The organism is Pseudoalteromonas sp. NH0006-46 (assembly GCF_057547735.1).
Genome location: NZ_BAAJML010000007.1, coordinates 109,636 through 131,368 on the forward strand (window position 1 = coordinate 109,636; position 21,733 = coordinate 131,368).

Annotated in this window: 16 protein-coding genes; 5 read left to right on the top strand and 11 right to left on the bottom strand. The window is 41.9% G+C overall.

The genetic code is table 11. The annotated features are described in order from the left end of the window. Positions 1-33 precede the first annotated feature (33 nt). The 10 genes from AC27I2_RS14005 to AC27I2_RS14050 all read right to left on the bottom strand — a co-directional run bounded on the left by AC27I2_RS14005 (position 34) and on the right by AC27I2_RS14050 (position 15,650). Positions 34-4,578, bottom strand: coding sequence for a PKD domain-containing protein (locus tag AC27I2_RS14005; RefSeq protein ID WP_487204621.1), 4,545 nt, complete (start codon positions 4,576-4,578; stop codon positions 34-36). Between the two features lie 182 nt (positions 4,579-4,760). Further along, positions 4,761-7,022 (bottom strand): xanthine dehydrogenase family protein molybdopterin-binding subunit, encoded by a 2,262-nt coding sequence (locus AC27I2_RS14010; protein WP_487204622.1) that lies wholly within the window; start codon positions 7,020-7,022, stop codon positions 4,761-4,763. After that, positions 7,019-7,516, bottom strand: coding sequence for a (2Fe-2S)-binding protein (locus AC27I2_RS14015; RefSeq protein ID WP_006791476.1), 498 nt, complete (start codon positions 7,514-7,516; stop codon positions 7,019-7,021). Before AC27I2_RS14015 ends, AC27I2_RS14010 begins: the two co-directional genes overlap by 4 nt. Positions 7,517-7,712: 196 nt before the next feature. Continuing rightward, positions 7,713-8,408, bottom strand: coding sequence for an aspartate/glutamate racemase family protein (locus AC27I2_RS14020; RefSeq protein ID WP_487204623.1), 696 nt, complete (start codon positions 8,406-8,408; stop codon positions 7,713-7,715). A gap of 80 nt (positions 8,409-8,488) precedes the next feature. Beyond that, positions 8,489-8,839 carry a hypothetical protein gene (locus AC27I2_RS14025; protein WP_487204624.1) on the bottom strand — a complete coding sequence of 117 codons (351 nt, stop codon included), beginning with the start codon at positions 8,837-8,839 and terminating at the stop codon, positions 8,489-8,491. Between the two features lie 80 nt (positions 8,840-8,919). Next, positions 8,920-9,288 carry a hypothetical protein gene (locus AC27I2_RS14030; RefSeq protein WP_487204625.1) on the bottom strand — a complete coding sequence of 123 codons (369 nt, stop codon included), beginning with the start codon at positions 9,286-9,288 and terminating at the stop codon, positions 8,920-8,922. A 228-nt stretch (positions 9,289-9,516) separates the two neighbouring features. After that, positions 9,517-12,150, bottom strand: a complete 2,634-nt coding sequence (metH, locus tag AC27I2_RS14035; RefSeq protein WP_219422349.1) for a methionine synthase — start codon at positions 12,148-12,150, stop codon at positions 9,517-9,519. Between the two features lie 8 nt (positions 12,151-12,158). Then, positions 12,159-13,229, bottom strand: coding sequence for a homocysteine S-methyltransferase family protein (locus AC27I2_RS14040; protein WP_487204626.1), 1,071 nt, complete (start codon positions 13,227-13,229; stop codon positions 12,159-12,161). Beyond that, positions 13,219-14,166, bottom strand: coding sequence for a homoserine O-acetyltransferase MetA (gene metA / locus AC27I2_RS14045; RefSeq protein ID WP_058405005.1), 948 nt, complete (start codon positions 14,164-14,166; stop codon positions 13,219-13,221). The genes AC27I2_RS14040 and metA overlap by 11 nt, the downstream gene beginning before the upstream one ends. Before the next feature lie 182 nt (positions 14,167-14,348). Further along, positions 14,349-15,650, bottom strand: a complete 1,302-nt coding sequence (locus AC27I2_RS14050) for a M24 family metallopeptidase (protein WP_487204627.1) — start codon at positions 15,648-15,650, stop codon at positions 14,349-14,351. 176 nt (positions 15,651-15,826) lie between these two features. On the opposite strand from AC27I2_RS14050, the gene ettA reads away from it, so the two are divergent. The 5 genes from ettA to AC27I2_RS14075 all read left to right on the top strand — a co-directional run bounded on the left by ettA (position 15,827) and on the right by AC27I2_RS14075 (position 20,280). Then, positions 15,827-17,500, top strand: coding sequence for an energy-dependent translational throttle protein EttA (gene ettA / locus AC27I2_RS14055; RefSeq protein WP_006791482.1), 1,674 nt, complete (start codon positions 15,827-15,829; stop codon positions 17,498-17,500). Between the two features lie 136 nt (positions 17,501-17,636). Then, on the top strand, positions 17,637-18,002 hold the full coding sequence (locus tag AC27I2_RS14060) for a PilZ domain-containing protein (RefSeq protein WP_058552192.1): 366 nt from the start codon (positions 17,637-17,639) through the stop codon (positions 18,000-18,002). A gap of 53 nt (positions 18,003-18,055) precedes the next feature. Continuing rightward, positions 18,056-18,964: a histone deacetylase family protein gene (locus tag AC27I2_RS14065; RefSeq protein ID WP_487204628.1), complete on the top strand. Its 909-nt coding sequence runs from the start codon at positions 18,056-18,058 to the stop codon at positions 18,962-18,964. 61 nt (positions 18,965-19,025) lie between these two features. Further along, positions 19,026-19,523, top strand: a complete 498-nt coding sequence (locus AC27I2_RS14070; RefSeq protein WP_487204629.1) for a TlpA disulfide reductase family protein — start codon at positions 19,026-19,028, stop codon at positions 19,521-19,523. Positions 19,524-19,614: 91 nt separating this feature from the next. Continuing rightward, on the top strand, positions 19,615-20,280 hold the full coding sequence (locus AC27I2_RS14075) for a hypothetical protein (protein ID WP_487204630.1): 666 nt from the start codon (positions 19,615-19,617) through the stop codon (positions 20,278-20,280). A gap of 1,167 nt (positions 20,281-21,447) precedes the next feature. Here the strand turns inward: AC27I2_RS14075 and nqrM are convergent. Next, entirely contained in the window at positions 21,448-21,660 is a 213-nt protein-coding gene (gene nqrM, locus AC27I2_RS14080) for a (Na+)-NQR maturation NqrM (protein ID WP_058404997.1), read from the bottom strand. Between the last annotated feature and the right edge of the window lie 73 nt (positions 21,661-21,733).

The window sequence follows — 21,733 nt, forward strand, 5'->3', positions numbered from 1 at the left end:
GGCGGTTTTTAATTGGCTATATTAAAGCTATAGCTAGTTTATCTCTGTAACACCAGGATAAAATGTATCAATGGGTCTATCTTCGGGCACTATTTGACTTGACGTAGTACCATCAGCAATAGTGTAAGAGAAAACTTTATCTTCTAGAGCATTACCGTTTGACAATACCCCAACTATAGCGCCTTCAGCATCCTCAGTTAAAAACCCAACAACACCTGTATTGTCAAATGAAGCGACAATAACAGGCTGACTTACACCATCAAACTGCATGAGCTTTCCACCTTCAGTGCCGTAGTAAAAATTACCATCAGAACTTGCTAATAAAGCCGTAGAAGGGGCATCACTTAACCCAGTTATTACAGAGCTAATTATTGGCGCTGCACAGTCATTGACTACACGATGAATAGCAGCATTTGCACCGCTGGTTGAACGTGTTGCAAAGTAGCCATCAGCACTTGGCGTTGCAAATTCAACTGCTCGCACAGGTTCATTACTGCCAGATGAACTTACTTGCACACTTTTAAGTTGATTAGTGGACAAGTCAACACAATTAAGCGCATCACCAGTAAAGAACCACGCATTGTTATTATCTATCGCTAATGCATAGCGAGATATCTCGTCGCTTGTTTGGCCAATAGATCCTTCTTTTTGGTAACCTAATGAGTCAGTATCAATCGAATACAGCTCGTAAGTATCAGCAAAAAGATCTATTCCTAAGCTATATAATTTACCTGAGGCCGATTCAACATGATTTAATCCAGGTCTTTTGGTACGTGGTAAAACAACTTCTGCAAGCTCGCCAAGCGCAGAATCATATCGAAGCACCTTACCTCCATCTCGCCCACGCTCGCCATCGCTCACAGCAAAAAAGTAATCCCCAGCTGAATTTTTAGTGACTTTACCAAAAGGAAATCCACCTTTGCTAAAGCCCAGCGAAGTCATACTAACCGAACTATCTGCGCGATCGTAGGTGAGTATCGCACCTCGTTTATTCTCCCCACCATCATAACTAAGCACCGATACATAGCGGTCATTAATTGAGTCATCTGGGTCATTTAGGATTGCGGGGTCACCAATAAATAATATCCCTTTATCACCCCCGCCTTGTATGATGGTTTTAGTACTATAATTTGGCTTTGTGATTTCGCTTACAAAAGGTGGCGCAACTGTTAAGCCTGTGTCAGCAACTGAGTCAACTAAAAATTTTGCCAAATAATCAGTGACTGTCATATACATATTATCAGCAACTTTAGAGGGTACTAACCCAGCAATAGAGATATTTTTCCAGTTACTAAAAGAGTGCCTTAATGAAAGAGGTCCACCTGATATCGTTGTTTCGTATAATACCGCAGGCGTTTCTGAGGTGACTCCTTCACAAACACTAAATACCAGAGGCGCCCGCCAAAAGAAAGCACCGATAGGGTTTCTGCAATCAGAAGCGACTTCACCAACCCCACCGCTGCGCCCTGAAGATTCCATTATGGGGGAGTTAGAACTAACAAAATGAACAACCGTATCATTATTCACAGCAATATGGCGTCCGCGAGCCCCCAAGGCACCAAAACCAGATATAACCCATGGTTTACTTAAGTCATTTGAATCACTTGCCGTTAATTCAAAACCAGGCCAGTATAAAGACCCGCGAGGAGCAACGAACACTGATAATAAGCGATTATCACCATTCCACATTAAATTAGTGACAGGAGCAATAGGATATCCTGCGTAGTCTGTACCTGTAGCACCAAATTCACCAATAACCTGTACGGTAAGGTAATCGTCACTGCTTGCATCCATGTTAAATTGCAGCACGCCACCAGACTGGTTTAAACCTCCTGCATCAGCTTTAACATAGGCTGTTTTGCCATCAGGGTGAAATAGGAGTGTGCCCTTTACATTTCTTATTTCATTGCCAGATGGAAACAGTCGAGGAATACTCATTAGCAGTTCAACGTGATGACTCGCTGGGTTATATTTTAACAAAGCCCCTCGTCCGTATAACCCTGTTGATCCTAACACTGTATATAAGTGGCCATCATTAGGGTGAGCAACTAAACTCTGACTAAAAGATGATGAATTGATTCCAGGTAAGCCATGAAAACTAAATAGCTCAGTCGACTTAGATAAGTCGCTTTCAGAGATAGAATAAACAGCACCCGTACGACTATCTCCCCCTGTACCACTTAGCATCATTAGGTTATGTCCTGCAGGAAGTGAGATAGCAGCCCCCTTAGGAGGATTTTCTATCGTGATTGCTCGAGAGTAAATGGCAGACCAAAGTGAGCCATCTGATACTGTCAGCGTAATTATATAGCTGCCAACTGCATCAGGCATAAACGTTGGGGTTGAACTAGTTTTATCTGAAAGCGTAGCTGCGCTTCCTTGTGTCGGAATTAAACTCCAGAGGTAACTTAAGCTATCGCCATTCGGATCAGAGCTTTGGTTACCGTCAAGGTTATAAAGCGTGCCTACAAATCCCTGTGGTGTAATACTAATATAAGCATTAGGCGCTAAATTTCGCTCTTTATCGTGAATAATAATAACATCAGGAATACTCACACTTTTAGCGTCGCTAACCACTAACTGAATAATGAAATCACCTTCAACATCAGGCGTTAAGTCAGGGTTGGCAGAAGTTGCATTGTTCAGTTGTGCAACGCTCCCTGCGGGTCTGCTTACAATTGCCCAGCTATACGATAATATGTCGCCATCAGCATCACTCGACCCTGACCCATCGAGTACAAACTTAGCACCTAAATCAACTTGTATATCGCGCCCTGCATCCGCCACTGGTAATGTATTTTTTGCAGCATCACGAACAATAACCACATCACTATCACGCTGGCCCAATGCATCCGTTACGGTTAATTGCGCAACATAATCACCTGAGCGATCTGGGGTAAGCGAAGCAATAGGACGGTTCGCATCCATAATAGTGCTACCACTACCTGCCGGGCTAGACAATAAAACCCATTGGTAACTGAGTGCTTGTAACTCAGGATCACTCGATAAAGAACCATCTAGTTTGACTGATGACCCCGTGCCGGCGGATTGGTCATTTCCGGCATTAGCAGTCGGTGGTAAATCCTTATCAGTAACAATCACGGTCGCAGGTGAACTCGTTAGTACACCATCGGAAACAACAAGCTGAAAAATAAAGTCCCCCGCTAAGTCTGGTGTAAATGACGGGGCAACAACGTTGGAGTCAGACAGCGTGACTGCACTACCTGTTGGTATCGAAATAATACTCCATTGATAACCTAACCCACTCTCTTCAGGATCACTAGAACGTGAGCCATCCAGGTGAATAATTTGACCTGTAGAAGCAAGTTGCGAAGGACCGGCATTCGCAGTTGGCGGAAGGTTAGACGTTGAGATAGTCACTGTACTTGCGGTACTTAAATATTGCCCATCGTAAACTATAAGCTGAACGACGTAGTCGCCACTTACGTCTGGCGTTATAACAGGATGAAAAGAATCAATATCTGATAATTGCGCCAAAGACGCCTTTGGTTTGGAAATAATAGACCAACGAGGTTGAATGCTATCGCCATCACCATCTATCGATGCAGAACCATCAAGGTGTATAACTTGACCAATTTGACCACTTAAATGACGACCTGCGTCTGCAATAGGCGCTTGATTTGTGCGATGTAAAATGACACTACTTGGACTACTATCATAAACGCCATCATTTACTGTTAAAGAGACAACATAATCACCGGCTACATCTGGGCTTAATGTTGAAATAACAGACGTTGCATTCTGGATTTCAACTGTACTTCCAACTGGAGCTGATACTATTCGCCATTGATAATTCAATGCGTTTCCATCAGCATCGCTAGAACCCGAACCATCAAATCGGATGGTTTTTCCAACCTCATAGGTCTGGTTAGCTCCTGCATTTGCTACAGGTGCGACGTTGGTATCGCTTATTAAAACAGTATCGGCAGCGCTCTGTAAAACACCATCACTAACAATAAGTTGTACCTGATAGTCACCTGAAATATCTGGTGTTAATAGAGCAAAAGGGCTAGTAGCATTTGTAATAGCGGCATTACTACCTGCAGGGCTACTAATAACTGACCACTCATAAGATAGTTGGTCACCATCACTATCTGAGCTTCGGCTACCATCTAACATAACTGGTTGACTACCAGATACCCGACGGTCAGGACCCGCATTCGCTACTGGCATTGAATCGGTATCACTAATAATAACTGTGCTTGGATCACTATCGGTTGTTCCATTATTTACAACAAGCGCTACTTCATAACTTCCTGCTTCATCAAGAAAAAGGCTTGGAAATGGAGATGCTGTATCACTTAATTCGCTCGTACTACTTGGCGGCGCGCTAACAATGCTCCAACTGTAGGTTAAAGCAGCGCCATCAGGGTCATATGAACCACCGCCATTTAGAACTACCGTTGCTCCTTTTTGCAATTGCGCAGAATGGCCTGCATTTGCAATGGGTATAACGGCATCTGTACCTGCATTAGTACCACCGTCTACTGGGTTATCCGATGTATCGCTACCGCAGCCATTCAACAAAAAGATTAAAAAGAGCAAAAATATACGCATAGTGTAATTTCCTCAAACAAGCCAAGCATTTATTAACTAGATTTTTAGCTTAGACAAAGAAATAATTTTTGTACAATTAGAGCTAGAAGTTAAAGGTTGAATAACAAAAAATTAATTTAAATGAGCCAGCAAAAAACCGCCTTATGGCGGTTTTTTTGTTTAACGGCTAAAAAGGACGTTATTTACGCTTTTAATTGGTTACCTATAGGCAGTTGCCTAATGCGCTTACCACAAGCTGCAAAAATAGCGTTACACAATGCAGGAGCATAAACCGGCGTTGCGGGCTCGCCTACGCCTGCTGGTGGTGCATCGCTTTGTATTATTTCTACTTCTACCTCTAGTGGTGAATCGCTCATACGGGGCACGCGGTAATCATGAAAATTACTTTGTTGCACGCGGCCTTTATCAAAAGTAATACCATCGCTAATTGCAGTGGTAATACCGTAAATAGAGCCACCTTGCGTTTGGTTTTTAACGGTATCGGTGTTTACAACCGTACCCGCATCAATAGCCACCCACGATTTAATCACGTTTAAGTCGCCAGCATCAGATACTTCTACCTCTACAACCGTTGCCACATACGTTAGAAAGCTGCGGTGCGCTGCAATGCCTAACCCGCGCCCTTTTGCCAGTGTTCTCCCCCAATTTGCCATACTCGCTGCTTTTTCAATAACATGACGCAAACGGCTTATTTCAAGTGGATAAACCGCTTTATCGCCACCGTAGTTATTATAGTTTGCGTTCTGGCTTGCGAAATCGATAGTACGCGCTGGCTCAATGGTTTCCAATAAATAATCTTTTGAGTCTTTACCCGCCTTGTGGGCAGCCTCATTTATAAATGACTGCACAGCAAACGCATGAAAAATATTTGTGACCGAGCGCATCCAGCCTATTCGGGCTTTTGCTGGTGCTTCACCTCGTTCCAGTTTCATATTGGGTGTTAAAATTGGATTATCAGTAAAACCTAGGTCTAGCTCAAAGCCACCAGGTGCAGATGCCCCTTCTTGAAAGGTAGACATAATTGGCGAAAACGCCGTGCGATGCAAGTAAGCCTCAATATTACCTTTTTCATCTAGTGCAGCCTCAATATGTTGAGCCGATACCGCATGATAGAAACTGTGCTGAATATCATCCTCTCGCGTCCATTGTACGCGAATAGGTTTACCAGTTTTCATTGAAATGTAGGCGGCCTCTGCCGAAAAATCAGGTTTTGATTTACGCCCAAATCCGCCACCTAACATGGTGACATGCACGTTAATTTTACTCTCATCCATACCCAGTAGTGCGGCAACAGTTTTCATATCGGCTTGCGGGTTTTGCGTTGCAGCCCAAATATCTACACTGTCTTTATTGTACATTGCCGTGGCGCAAGGTGGCTCCATAGGTGCTTGAGTTAAGTGCGGCGCGTAATAATCGGCTACAAGCTTATTGCTCGATCTAGCTAATACGCTGGTGGCATCGCCTTTTTCGCGCACATGCGCTTGCGGCTCATTCACTGTTTGCAGTAACGACTTTTTAAAGTTCTCTGAATTATAATCGCCGTTTTTACCATCATCCCACACCACTTTTAGTGCTTTACGCGCCTGCCATGCAGCCCAGGTGTTTTTAGCAACAATGGCAATGCCGCCTTTTGGCTGAAATTGCGGCGCACCTTTTGGTACAGGCATTTCAATAACATCAACTACGCCATTAATTGCTTTAGCGGCGGTGGCATCAAACGATTTAACTACACCACCTACTACCGGCGGGCGCTCAATAATAGCCACCAGCGCTTTTGGTTCGCGTACATCGGCAGCAAATGTGGCTTTACCGGTTACTAAATCGGTTAAATCTATGTGCGCCATACCGGTATTTATATAACGCCATTCTTTACGTGTTTTAAGTGTTAGCTTATCAGGCTCTGGCGGTGTAATACCAAGCGCTAGATCAATTAAGTCTTTGTAGGCAAGCGTTTGGCCTGAGCTGTGGGTAACCACGTGCTGATTAGCTGTACAGGTTTGAGGCTCAACTTTCCAATATTTAGCAGCTGCGTGCTGCATCATGTAGCGTACGCTAGCGCCCATTTCGCGCAGGCGCTGCATGTTGTAGCGAATACTACGCGATCCATCGGTATTTTGATCCCCGTATTTAGGGTCGCCCTTACCTTGAATAACAACTACTTTATCCCATGCAGCTTCCATTTCGTCTGCCACAATTTGAGCAATGGCTGTACGAATTTGTTGGCCCATTTCAGAGCGGTGGCAGGTTATTTCAACCATGCCATCGGGGCGAAGTGCTATAAATAAGTTGGCACGTTTTGCTTGCTCAGAGGGTTGCTCTAACACGCCAGCAAACGCTCTTGGTGCACTGCCTACAAAATAAGTGCCTAATACTAATGCGCCTATTGCGCTGGTTTTTAAAAATTGGCGGCGGTTTAGGTCAAAGTACGTATTGTCGTTTTTCATACTTCTTCCCCTTGTTCATTTGGGTCAAAATACTCAACGCCCGCAATAGTTTTAGCCGCCGACTTAATCGCTTTATGAATACGTGGGTATGTACCACAACGACAAATATTGCCCGACATATTACTCACTATTTCATCATCAGTTGGATTGGGGTTAGCTGCTAACAAGCTTGCCGCTTGCATTATTTGCCCGCACTGACAAAACCCACACTGCGGCACTTTATGCTCAACCCAGGCTTTTTGCACAGGATGGTCGCCTTGCTCGCTTAATCCTTCAATAGAGGTAATATTGCGCCCTACTACAGCCGATACCGGTAATACACACGAGCGCTGCGCTACGCCATCAATATGTATAGTGCACGCACCACACTGCGCCATACCACAACCAAACTTAGGCCCGGTTAAATTTAATTCATCTCGAAGATACCAAAGCACCGGCGTTGACGGATCGCCTGTAAACTCATGTTTATTACCATTAACGGTAAGCGTGATCATATTTAACTCCTTGGCAAAGCGCTTTAAAGGAATGCCTTGTTGCGCGAGAACGGTTTGAATACTTGCTACTTTTTTAGCCTACCACTTAGGATTGGTTTATTGAAATTTTTATCGGTAAGTGGCTTTAATAAGCTTTGGTAGGTCGCTAAACGCAAAAACCGGCCTGTGGCGGTTTTATGTATAAGCTAAATGCTAGTTATTTAGTTAGTGCTAATTTAACCGCGGCCTGCGCATGAATTTGCGTGGTATCGTAAAGGGGCACGGTTGTATGTTGCGGCTCTACCAATAAAGCAATTTCAGTACAGCCTAAAACAATGGCCTGTGCGCCTTTTTCAAACATCCGCTCAATAATATTTATAAACTCAGTTCGCGCTTCTTCATTAATAATGCCTTGGCATAACTGATTATAAATTATGTCGTGTACACGCGCTCGCTCATTAGGCTCGGGTATTAACACTTCAATGTTATGCTTATCAGTTAACCGCCCTTTGTAAAAGTTTTGCTCCATTGTAAATTGCGTCCCCAGTAAGCCTACTCGCGTTATTTCATCGTGTTTTAACTGCGCTGCGGTAGCATCGGCAATATGCAAAATAGGAATGCTGATACTGCTGGCAATGTAGTCAGCCACTTTATGCATGGTGTTGGTACAAATAAGTAAAAAATCAGCCCCACCAGCCTCTACCGATTTAGCAGCTTCAGCTAGAAGAGCGGCTGTTTGTGGCCAATCGCCTTGGTGCTGCAATGTTTCAATTTCTGCAAAATCAACACTTACCATACAAATTTTGGCACTATGCAGCCCACCCAGCGCATCTTTTACCCCCTGGTTTAACGCTTTGTAATAGCTAGTGGTTGACTCCCAACTCATACCACCAAGCATGCCAATCGTTTTCATAAAATTGCCTTTTTAATATACTAAAAGAGCTAAGCAGTTATCCCAAATGTATCTTAATTAGCTGAAGGATTAAGCCATAGCTATTTTTTAATGCCTCGTTCGGTTTTACAAACTATTACAATAGCGGTAATAAAATTAAAGAGAATGCCAAGAACAAACCAAAGTAAAGCACTTCGACCTGTAGATTTAGCCCACCAAGCACTGAAAAAAGCAAAAAATAATACAGCCAATGCACTACGATTAAATTCCTCTTCTAACTTTTCTGTGTCATAAGACAAGCTCGATAACTTACTTTCTAACTCATTGACCTTTTCAGCTAATAGCATAATTTTTTCACTTTGCTCATTTTGTGCAGTGACTATTTCAATAGGCTGAGCGTATGCCAATAATGAGCTTGCAACCCATATCATAATGCAGAGTATAAATTTCATTTTATTCCTTTAAATTATTTAAACTTAAATGGGCAATTAACCAAATTACGTTAACTGAGGTTAAAATATAAAACCACTATTTAGAGCTTCTCTTTATTTATTAAAGCTCTTTCTTTAACTGCAGATTGGCGAATAAAAAACATTATTACGCAGCCTGCAATATTCCCACCTATTAATAAGTTGAGTATGGCTAAAATAGTTATTTGATTAACTTTTCTCTTAGATACAGCCCATAAATGCCAAAAAGCATAACTACAAAGGCCAAGAACAGCCAAAGCTAGCGCTAAGGGATGCACACTTCCCTTTTTGAGAACAATAAAAACCATCCCAGAAGCAAGAATTAGTGAAAAAAGGCAGAGTCCGACCAGAAAAAGCTTTACGAAAAAACCCAGAGTAGAAAAACTAAATTCATGGTTAGTTTTATTTGATTGAATAGTATCTTTAATCACGATATCCCTTATTGATAAAGTATAGAAAGCTTATCAAATACCATTTGAGGATCTCTCAAAATGGTTTCCATTTCCTTACCCTATAATTTCACTTAATAAACTTATTGTAAACAAGTGATTACCTAAATTTGAAAAGGGATTAGATAGTGCTATGTAATAAAAAACGAACCTAATTAGGCTCGCTTTTCTTTTACTGATAGCTGACCGCTTCGCTATTTAACCACTTCACTATGATTCCGGCTCATACCCCAAGTTAGGCGATAGCCATCTTTCTGCCTCTGCGAGCGTCATATTAGTTCGCTTGGCGTAATCTTCTACCTGATCCTTTTGCACAGCGGCTACGGCGTAGTATTTTGCCTCTGGATGTGAGAAATACCAGCCCGAAACCGCAGCCCCTGGCCACATGGCGTATGAACTGGTGAGCTGCATACCAATGCGTTTTTCGGTATCGAGCAACTGCCAAATTTTCTTTTTCTCGGTATGCTCTGGGCACGCTGGGTAACCTGGCGCAGGGCGAATACCTTGGTAGTTTTCGCGAATTAGCTCATCGTTACCCAGGTTTTCATCGGGTGCATAGCCCCAATACTCTTTACGCACTTGTTCGTGTAGGTATTCTGCAAACGCTTCTGCGAGCCTATCGGCAACCGCTTTCACCATTATTTTATTGTAGTCGTCTTGCTGTGCGTCGAACGCATTTGCTAAGTCGTCTTCTTCTAAACCGCCCGTTACTGCAAACGCACCAAAGTAATCAGGTGTGCCTTTTGGCGCAATGTAGTCGGCCAAACAATAGTTAGCAAAGTCGGTTTTTTCGGTTTGCTGGCGCAAATGGCACGAGGTGTTTAACAGCTCTTTGCGGGTTTCGTCGGTGTAAATTTCTATGTCATCGCCCACGCGGTTTGCAGGGAATAAACCAATTACACCCAATGGCTGTAAACTGCCTGACTTTTCGAGGTCGTCGAGCATGTCGTTAGCGTCTTTAAATAAGCTACGTGCTTGCTCGCCAACGACTTCGTCATCCATTATGCGCGGGTATTTACCAGCGATTGACCACGTCATAAAATATGGGGTCCAATCTATATATTTACGCAACGTGGCGATTGATACATTTTTAAACTCGGTCACGCCCAGCTTTTTAGGCACAGGTGGCGTGTAGTTATCCCAATCAAGCTGTGCTGCGTTATCGCGAGCACGCTGTATGGTAACCGGTTTTGAGCGTGGTTTTTTACGCGCTTGTTGTTCGCGTACTTTTACGTACTCGGCTTTAGTTTTTTCTAAGAAGGCTGGTTTTAGCTCTTTAGATAACAAGCTTGATACTACGCCCACTGCCCGACTAGCATTATTTACATACACGACGCCTTTGTCGTACTGTGGCTCAATTTTAACGGCAGTATGCGCTTTAGAGGTCGTTGCGCCGCCAATCATAAGTGGTAACTCAAAGCCTCGGCGGGTCATTTCTTTGGCTACGTGTACCATTTCATCAAGCGATGGGGTAATTAAGCCCGAAAGGCCTATAATATCGGCTTTTTCGTCAATTGCTGTTTGCAGTATTTTTTCGGCAGGTACCATTACGCCTAAGTCGATTACTTCGTAGTTATTACATTGCAGTACCACGCCTACAATGTTTTTACCTATGTCGTGCACGTCGCCTTTTACGGTAGCCATAACCACTTTACCGTTAGTGGCACCTTCTTCTTTTTCGGCTTCTATGAATGGGTCTAGGTAGGCTACGGCTCGCTTCATTACACGGGCTGATTTAACAACTTGCGGTAAAAACATTTTACCTGCGCCAAATAAATCCCCTACCACGTTCATGCCATCCATGAGTGGCCCTTCAATTACGTGAATAGGTTTATCGGCAGCTGCGCGGCACTCTTCGGTATCTTCATCTATAAAGGTGGTAATGCCTTTTACAAGGGCGTGTTCTAGGCGTTTTTCAACAGGCCATGTGCGCCATTCTAAATCTTCTACGCGTTCGGCTTGTGCCATGCCTGAAAACTTAGGGGCTATTTCTACAAGGCGTTCACCTGCACCGGGGTCGGTGTTAAGGATTACGTCTTCTACGGCTTTACGAAGTTCCTCTGGGATGTCGTCGTAAACTGCAAGCTGGCCTGCGTTTACAATACCCATGTCCATGCCCGCTTTTATTGCGTGGTATAAAAACACTGAGTGAATGGCTTCACGCACGGGGTTATTACCCCTAAACGAAAACGATACATTAGACACCCCGCCCGACACTTTACAGTGCGGTAAGTTCTGTTTAATGCGGCGTGTGCCTTCAATAAACTCTACGGCGTAGTTGTCGTGCTCTTCTATACCGGTGGCTACGGCAAATATATTAGGGTCGAATATAATATCTTCCGGTGGGAAGCCAATCTCTTCTACTAATATTTTGTAGCTACGCTCACAGATTTCGTATTTTCTATCTGCGGTGTCGGCTTGGCCGTCGGTATCAAACGCCATAACAACAGCGGCGGCGCCAAAGCGTTTAATAATTTTAGCTTGGCGTTTAAACGGCTCTTCGCCCTCTTTAAGCGATATTGAATTAACAATCGCCTTGCCTTGAATACACTTTAAGCCTGCTTCTATCACTTCCCATTTAGAGGAGTCGACCATAATAGGCACTTTGGATATATCGGGCTCTGAGGCAATTAAGTTTAAAAACTTAACCATGGCCGCTTTTGAGTCCAGCATGGCTTCGTCCATGTTTATATCTATAACTTGAGCGCCGTTTTCTACTTGTTCGCGGGCAACGGTAAGCGCTGCTTCATAGTCTTCTTCCATGATTAAGCGTTTAAACATGGCCGAGCCGGTTACGTTGGTACGCTCGCCAACATTGGTAAATACTGCAATTTGCTGTGTCATGTTGGCTCCTAGTTTAAGTTACAGGCTTCAAGGCCTGATAAACGCATACGTACATCAAGCTCTGGTAATGCGCGAGGTTTAACGCCTTCAAGCCCTTTAGCAAACGCACGAATGTGCGCAGGCGTTGTACCGCAGCAGCCACCCACAATATTTATAAAGCCCGATTTGCCCCAATCTATAATCTCGGCAGCCATTTCAGGTGCTTCTAGGTCGTACTCACCAAATTCGTTAGGTAAACCGGCATTAGGGTGTACTGAAGTAAATGTTTCGCATACGCGCGAAAGCTCTTCTACGTATTGGCGAAGTAAGTCTGGCCCTAGGGCGCAGTTAAGGCCAATCGAAATAGGTTTTATATGGCGAATGGAGTTATAAAATGCTTCGGTTGTTTGCCCAGAAAGGGTACGCCCTGAGGCATCGGTAATGGTGCCCGAGATCATTACAGGTAATGTGCGCCCTGCTTGCTCAAACGCTTCTTCTACTGCGAATGAGGCTGCTTTTGCATTTAGGGTGTCGAATATGGTTTCGATAAGTATTAAATCAGCGCCGCCTTCCATTAAAGCAAGAGTAGACTCAACATAAGCAGTAACCAGCTTATCAAACGTTACGTTACGGTAACCTGGGTCGTTTACATCTGGCGAGATAGAACAGGTTTTAGATGTTGGCCCTAACACACCTGCTACATAGCGAGGTTTTTCTGGATTTTTAGCGGTGAACTCGTCACATATTGCGCGCGCGAGTTTAGCCGACTCTAAGTTTACCTCACGGCTTATGCTTGCCATGTCGTAATCTTCCATCGAAATGGTGGTTGAGTTAAAAGTATTGGTTTCAATAATATCTGCACCGGCAGCTAAAAAGCTGCGGTGTATTTCTGTTATTAACTCTGGCTTAGTGAGGCTTAATAAATCGTTATTACCTTTAATTAGCACGTGCCAGTCTTTAAAGCGCTCGCCACGATAGTCTTCTTCTTCAAGTTTATGAGTTTGGATCATGGTGCCCATAGCGCCGTCTAAAATTAAAATACGCTCTTTGAGCGCTTCACTTAGTTGGGCTTGTTTGTTGGCGGCTTTATTATTCGGCATAGTTGTTAGTCCTCACATCTTGGCTAACTAAATTAATATCATACGGTGTGGTTTGATACACGTAGTAATTTAACCAGTTCGAAAAAAGTAAAAAAGCATGACTTTGCCATGTTTTTGAAGGTTGTTTGCTTGCATCATCATCGGGAAAATAGTTTTCAGGTTTTGGCGCGTCTGGGCTTTTTTGTAAATCGCGCTCGTACTCCCCTTTTAGGGTGTCGGCATCGTATTCCGGGTGGCCGGTTATAAATACTTGGCTACCCGATTTGTTTTTCAGTAAGTAAGCACCTACTCGCTCAGAGCCTGCTAATATAACTAAATCATCACATGCGTTTATTTTATTTATATCAATGTGCCCATAACGTGAGTGTGGCACTAAAAAGGTATCGTCGAAGCCACGGGTTAATGCACCATGTTTAAAATGACATTGGTGAGTAAATACGCCACACAGCTTATTGGGTTTTAAGTCGCGCTTTAAGTTGTAGCTGTGGAATAACGCGGCATGGGCCGCCCAACACGAAAACAACGTAGAGGTAACGTGTTGCTCTGCCCAATCAATAATGATTTTTAGCTCTTCCCAGTAGGCAACATCTTCATACTCTAAATGTGCTAGTGGTGCACCTGTAACAATAAGCGCATCGTAGTTGTTGTTTTTTACCTCTGAAAAATAGCGGTAAAACGTATCTAGGTGCTCTTCTGAATTATTACTGCTGCGGTGGGTGTCTAGGCGCAGCAGCTCTACGTTTACTTGCAAAGGAGAATTGGCAAGCAAACGAATAAACTGTACTTCGGTTTCTACTTTATTAGGCATTAAATTTAATATAGCCAAACGCATTGGGCGGATTTCTTGCGTTTTTGCACGGCTTTTTGGCATTACAAATACGTTTTCTTGGCGTAAACGTGCAATGGCCGGAAGCTCATCCTTTACAGTGATTGGCATATTTTTAACTCCTACTCATAAAAACTCGTGCTAATTATGAACTGAAAGCAAAAAATATCAACCTCTAGATGTATAGATGTCTAAATGAAATTTATTCATTATTACTTAAGTCTGTGGCAAGCAATGAGTTACCCCCTAAAAATAGGCTTAACTCACTGCATTTAAAATACTTACTTTTTAAACTACTCGTTATTACCTACTAGGACTAAATTTTGTTGAGGAGGAATTAAATACTCAGCGCCGTTTTTGGTAATCACAGCCATCTCTTCAACTGAAATGGTTTTAAACTCGGTGTTATTCAAAGGCCAACTAAAAAAACCATCAAAGGCAAACACCATTCCTTCTTTTAGTTTACGATGTGCTGCAGGCCTTACTTGCGCACTGCGAGACCCCCCTAAATTTGGGCCCGTGTCGTGCGCAACATACCCTACAGGGTGACCGGTGCTCCATGGCACAGGCTCTGAGTTGTATTTATTCATTAATACGGTTTGAGCTTGATCCACGTCTATGCCTTTTACGCCGGGTTTCATGGCATTAAATGCGGCAAAACCACTGTCTCTGGCGTTAATCCAATATTGATGAATGTTGGCCGGTGCAGAGGTTTCCCCTTCTTTAAGTACATAAGCAAAACGCTGAATATCACTTACCCAGCGATTGTAGAGCTTTACACCAAAATCAATTTGGATTACGTCACCCGGCATAATCACTTTATTTGTAGAATGCGAATGTCCGCGGTCGGGGCCTGAGTTTACGTTGGGGTTTTGGTCGGCAGCCCATGCATCGGTTACGCCTCTTGCTTTCATTTTAGCTTTTAAAAATTTAGCTACATCGGCATCAGTGGTTTTACCTGGAACAATGGTTTTATAAGCCTCTAGTTGCCACTTTGCTGAAAGCATTGCAGCCTCTTTCATTATTTCAACCTCCGCAGGTAATTTAATTGAAAGCCATTGATAAACGACTTCTTCAGAAGATACGAGTTTTGCTGTGTGCTTTGCGCCTAATAAGCTCGCTAGTTGCTTGTATTGTGAGTGCGATAAGCCATCAGCCTGCGCGTTAAGGTCAGAGACATTTATTGCAATGCGCTCAAAAGGCTGCTTTTTTATAAACTCAGCGGCGTATTTTAACGCAGACACACTGCGTGGCACTGAGATCACTTTTTCATGTATATTTAGCTCGTCGAGTGCTTTTGCTTCGCTTGAAGGTGAGTAAGCAACTGAATGAAACGTCCCTTTATTGAAGTAAAATAAGTACGCCGCTGGTGACCCTGCGTTTTCACAGCCAATATGGTCGGCCAATGGGTCGTTGTTATTTTCTCTACAAACAATAAGCCAAGCGTCTACATTAGCCGCTTTTAAAGCGTTTGGCAGGAGCTGGGTTATTCTTTGTTTTCTTATTTCGGGCCAAGGTGAGTCTGCTGCATTTGCTTTGGAATTTATTGTAAATAATATTAGCAAAGCCAGTATTATTATTTTTTGTATGGTCATGAGTTTTTCTTATTTTTACTATGGTGTAAATACGTTAGCACACCCAAATAAAACTATACATTTAACAAGGTAAAACGATAAACAGATATTCCCACCCGCCATTCGTTGACTGTTTCACCTCTCAACAACTACAATACAACATTGAAATTTTTATTATTGTTTGAAGGCTTTCCTCCATGGTTTTACCTGATAAGTTTATTTTCTCAATGAGTCGAGTATCTAAAGTTGTGCCGCCTAAGCGCACAATTTTAAAAGATATTTCGTTGCACTTTTTCCCTGGCGCCAAAATTGGTGTGCTTGGTTTAAATGGTTCTGGTAAATCGTCATTGCTACGCATTATGGCCGGTGTTGACCAAGACTTTGAAGGTGAGGCGCGTCCTCAACCTGGTACTAAAATTGGTTACTTACCACAAGAGCCAGTACTAGACGAAAGCAAAACAGTACGAGAAATAGTTGAAGAAGCTGTTGGCGAAGTAAAACACGCCCTTAATCGCCTTGACGAAGTGTACAACGAGTACGCAATGGAAGGTGCTGACTTTGATGCACTGGCTAAAGAGCAAGGTGAATTAGAAGCGGTTATTCAAGCGCACGATGGCCATAATATCGATAACGTATTAGAGCGTGCTGCTGATGCACTTCGTTTACCTGAGTGGGATGCTAAAATTGAGCACCTGTCAGGTGGTGAGCGCCGCCGTGTTGCTATTTGTCGTTTGTTACTAGAAAAGCCAGACATGCTTATTCTTGATGAGCCTACTAACCACTTAGATGCTGAGTCGGTTGCATGGCTAGAGCGCTTCTTACATGACTACGAAGGCACTGTAGTGGCAGTAACGCATGACCGCTACTTCCTTGATAATGTAGCTGGCTGGATACTAGAGCTTGACCGTGGTGAAGGTATTCCATGGGAAGGTAACTACTCTTCTTGGCTTGAACAAAAAGACGCGCGCTTACAGCAAGAACAAAAATCTGAAAAAGCACGTCAAAAATCAATTGCTCAAGAACTTGAATGGGTGCGTTCAAATCCTAAAGGCCGCCAAGCTAAGTCAAAAGCACGTATGGCACAGTTTAGCGAACTACAGCAATCTGATTACCAAAAACGTAACGAAACAAACGAGCTATTTATTCCACCTGGTCCACGTTTAGGTGACCAAGTATTAGAAGTGACTAACTTACGTAAAAGCTTTGGCGACCGCGTATTAATAGACGACTTAAGCTTTACCATGCCAAAAGGCGCTATTGTGGGCATTATTGGCGCCAACGGTGCAGGTAAATCGACACTATTTAAAATGTTAAGTGGCGAAGAGCAGCCAGATAGCGGTAGTGTTAACGTTGGTGAAACAGTACAACTAGCAACGGTTGATCAGTTCCGCGACGATATGGACGAAAGCAAAACAGTATTCCAAGAAATATCTGACGGACAAGACGTACTAAAAATTGGTAACTTTGAATTCCCAAGCCGTGCATACGTTAGCCGTTTTAACTTTAAAGGTAACGATCAGCAAAAGTTTGTAAAAGACTTATCGGGCGGTGAGCGTAACCGTTTACACCTTGCTAAGCTGTTAAAAGCGGGTGGCAACGTAGTGCTACTGGATGAGCCAACCAATGATTTAGACGTTGAAACATTACGTGCACTTGAGAATGCTATTTTAGAATTCCCAGGCTGTGTAATGTGTATATCGCATGACCGTTGGTTCCTTGACCGTATTGCTACGCACATTTTAGATTACCGCGACGAAGGGCAAATTAACTTTTTCGATGGTAACTATACTGAATACGAAGAGTGGCTTAAAAAAACCTATGGTGCAGAAGCAGCTCAACCAAAACGTATTAAATACAAAAAGATTGGTTAATCGCTAAATTAACTAAAATACTCTTAAAACCCTGCTTTTGCGCAGGGTTTTTTATAACTGAAAAACATCCGTTAATTTCGTGCTAGCATCTATTTAATTACAGGCTATGATTAATAAAAAACAATAAGGCAAAGTCATGCAAGAACGTCGTCAATTTTCTCGTATTTTATTTTCAACCGATGCACACATAATTTTTCAAGAAAATGAGTACCCATGTACCCTGCTTGATATTTCATTGCACGGCGCATTGATCAGCAAATGTGATGTGTTAAATGATCAAACAGAGAACGATGCAATACTGCGTTTTATTTTACCCGACAGCGAAATTGAAATAAAAATGGAGACAACTATTTGCCATATAGAAGCCAATCACATTGGTTTAAAGTGTAAGCATATTGATATTGATAGTATTTCCTACCTAAAACGACTGATAGAGCTAAACTTAGCGGACGATGAGTTACTTCATCGTGAATTAGAGATGCTTATTCACGACTCACAATAGACTCTTTAAAGTGAGTTGATTACCATAAGGCAAACTTTATAGCCTATGTGAACATGAACTTAAATCCTCATTTACCGTTAGTGTACCATCCAAACTACTCGTTTAGTTTTGATCCTAAGCATCGTTTTGCAATGAGTAAGTTTGCAAATTTATACGCACACGTTAAAAAACTAGGCTTAATTGGCAATAACCTCACACAGCCTATTTTAGGCTCTCCCGAGCCTTTAGAGCGAGTACATTGCGACAACTATATTCACGATTTATGGAACAACCGCTTAGACGATAAAGCCATGCGCCGCATAGGATTACCTTGGTCACCCCAGTTAATGGCGCGCACTTTTACTGCACCGCAAGGCACATTACAAACCGCACGTTTAGCGCTAAAACACGGTATAGCCTGTCACCTAGCAGGGGGCACGCATCATGCGCACTTTGATTTTGGCTCAGGATATTGCATGGTGAACGATCTAGCCTTTACCACTCAAACCTTGATTGATAGCGGTGAAGTAACCAATGTGCTTATTTTTGATTTAGACGTACATCAAGGTGATGGCACCGCCGCTATGCTTGCACATCAGCCCTATGCCTATACCTGTTCAATACACTGTGAAAAAAACTTCCCGTTTAGGAAGTCGGCCAGCGATTTGGATATTGGCTTAGCAAATCATATGCAAGATGCAGAATACTTAGCTATTGTTGACGATACCTTAAGCTACCTACTTAAAGAACTAAACCCAAGCTTAGTGCTGTACGATGCCGGTGTAGATATTTGGCAAAACGATGGCTTAGGTAAATTAGACATAAGCTGGGATGGGATTGCTAAACGTGATCATCTGGTTTTAAAACGCTGCCTTGATCACAACATACCTGTGGCAACTGTTATTGGTGGCGGTTACGATAAAGACCACCTTCGCCTTGCGCAGCGCCATGGCATAGTGATTGAACAAGCAGCACGTTTTTAAAATGAAATAAAAACCCAATATTGTCGTTCTTATTTGCTAACAAAATAAAAGCGACACGTTTATGAAACACATTTTTGCAGCTATAACACTTATCCTTTTAAGTTTAACAGTCTTTGCGGAGCAGCCTGCTCTCGACTCAAACCATCCTAAACTACCACCTTTTACATTAAACATGGCCGATGGTACAAATATAAAAACTCAGGAGTTATTAGGCCAACCTTATGTTTTACATTTTTGGGCTACATGGTGTCCTTATTGTAAAAAGTTACAACCCGCCCTTCAAAAAATACACAACATGGGCTTAAACGTAATAGCTGTAAGTTTTAAAGAAGATGATAACGCCTTCCCCGCCAAAGCATTAACCAATAGGGGCTATACATTTAAAACCGCAATACAAGCCGATGAAATTGCGACACAACTAGGAATACGCGGCACACCAACTACATTGTTTATAAATAAAAAAGGGCATGTTGTTTGGGTTACTAATTCGTCAAACCCCGATAATACAAACCTATATTTAAATGCTCGCACTCTACTAAACTCAATCAACACAAAATAGGTGAATATTTTGGCCGGTATAATGCCTATTAAAATATGAGTTATATAAACTTTATACTACAATTTAAGCCTATAAATTAATTGGGGTTATTATGCGTTTAATATTTACTTTATTGTTGCTTGTGTTCAGTGCAACAGCGTTTGCTGAAGAAGAAAAGGTAGAACTTCCACCGCTAGACCCTAGCTACAATGCAGTTCACCCCATGGCACTAGTTAATAGAGGGTCTTCCATCTTTGCTATTAATCTTCCTTCTTATAGATCACCACACGACCTGCAAGTTGTTTACGAAGTAAAAAACTCAAATGTTGCTTTTTTAAGCTTTGTGAAAAATGCCGATATGATCACTATAAAACCGCAAAAGTTTAATATTCAACATTTAATGCGCGGGGACGAAATAACAATTACAGCCGACGTATACGAAGGTGATTATCGTCAAGGCGGTAGTTTAATTTATGAAGCCAAGCAGCTTGAGCTTGATAAGCAACTGTACGCCAGAGAACTTGATGAGCTAAGCGAATCTTCACAATGGCACGAGTACGATATGATTGAGTTAAACGGTACAGAGCGTATTTATGTACATAAAATTCAAAAAGCTCCAAGCTTTAACCACTTAATATTTGTGGACTTAGTTAATGCTTGTATGCAAAAGGTTCGCACATCAAAACGTGTTCCTCCTGAAAACGAACTCACCTACAAATTTATAAACTGTGGAACCTTAAAGCCTCTCTTTTATGATGCCGAAAGCTTACTTAAATAACCTATTTACTCTTAGGTATAATTAATAGTTATTAAATTATAAGATGAAATTAAAGGACAGTTTTTCAAAGCGAGTACGTATGTTGTTGCTAGGTTATTTTTTTGATTACACCAATTTGCCTAATTAAGTGATGTACTTTGAGGGATGGAAACGCGTTGATAGCTAAGTACTACGTTAGCTGTTTAATTGTTCTGAATGAGAGTTTTATATTATAGATAGCTAGACCCTTAGCCTCGCTAAAATGATTAAATATTATTGCAGATTGGTATGAGTAACTATAGGAAATGAAATTACTTTAAAGTAGCTGAAATAAAAACGGCTTAAACTCAACATAATTGAATTTAAGCCGTTTACACACTAATAATATCTTCACACACAATATAAAGATTTTGGTTTTACACTGCGTGGCAGTTGTAGGGAAATAAAAACAACCCAAGTTAAGTCACCACCGAACTTGAGTTGCCTTCCACACTGACAACATCTTCACACACAATATAAAGATTCTAGTTTTACACTGCGCGGCAATTGTAGGGAAATAAAAACAACCCAAGTTAAGTCACCACCGAACTTGAGTTGCCTTTCACACTGACAACATCTTCACACACAATATAAAGATTTTGGTTTTACACTGCGTGGCAATTGTAGGGAAATAAAAACAACCCAAGTTAAGTCACCACCGAACTTGAGTTGCCTTTCACACTGACAACATCTTCACACACAATATAAAGATTCTTTGTATTAGTAATACACTAACGAATTCTGGCCATTGCCTATAAACACGCTTTTACTACACTAGAGCTACTAATTAAGCCCTTAACTGTGTCTATGGGTTAACTTTAGAGTTATTACTCAAATTTCACAAGCGATAAAAATAAACCTGATAGATGAAAAAAACTAAACTATAGACCTTAGTCTAATAGTCATGCTTTTTAGTAACTAATTATCTACTTATAAGGTACTAGATAAATCTTTATGTTATTAGGCATAGAACAACTCAACGCTTTAGCATGAATCTAAGTAAGTTATTGTTTTATAGCTGTAATTTACAAATAAGCTAGTCTGTTTCTTATTAAATAAAATGAACTTTTCAAATTGAACTTGTATTAGCCTCTGAAAAACAGGCACAAAAAAAGCGCTATAAAAGCGCTTTTTGTTCTAAAAAAATATTTAAATTATTTGGTTTTCTTTCCAAGCTTGCTCTTTAGCTAAGCGCTTTTTACGCTTGTCACAAGGATCATCGCAATCACAGGCTTTGTCTATACCCACCGAACCTAATCCACCACAGCTACTCGCCATTGATTTTTTTTGCACGATCATACCTACAGCCATTGCTGTAACAATTAAAATTAGTAAGCCAAAAGTAAGAAAAAAAAGTGACATTGCTTAGCCCCTATTGATCAGCAATAAATTAAGCTCAAACTATTTTTGAGCAGTTGATATTATATACCCAACC